Raw genomic sequence first — 362 nt, 5'->3', positions numbered from 1 at the left:
AGAAGTAAAACAACAAACAGAAAAAGATCAAAATCACTTTCATTTGATGTATTCTGGAGGTTTGGAAATGCTTCGAAATCCAATTGCTTTGTGGAAAGCTTTAGCCGAAATTAGCAACGAAAATCATTCATTTCGAGAAGATTTTAAACTTAATTTTTATGGTTCTTTGGCTGATGATGTTAAACAAACAATTCTTGAACAAGGTTTACAAAATAACTTGATTGTTCACGGATATGTTTCGCACCAAGAATCGTTACATGCGATTAATTCTGCAAATATTCTGTTGTTAACAAATTTTGATAATGTTGCTTCGAAAGGAATTATTCCAGGGAAATTATTCGAATATATGGCAACTGGAAATC

The 362-nt window shown here is 31.5% G+C and carries 1 protein-coding gene; it reads left to right on the top strand.

Annotated features, from left to right (window positions below):
- Positions 1–362 (top strand): glycosyltransferase family protein (locus QWI17_RS01290; RefSeq protein WP_302720681.1); only part of this gene is annotated, 362 nt, incomplete at both ends.

Origin of the sequence: Gilvimarinus gilvus (genome assembly GCF_030518155.1) — a bacterium.
Classification (GTDB): domain Bacteria; phylum Pseudomonadota; class Gammaproteobacteria; order Pseudomonadales; family Cellvibrionaceae; genus Gilvimarinus; species Gilvimarinus gilvus.
Note: the sequence above shows the minus strand (reverse complement) of the source record. Positions and strands in the feature narration are given on the sequence as shown.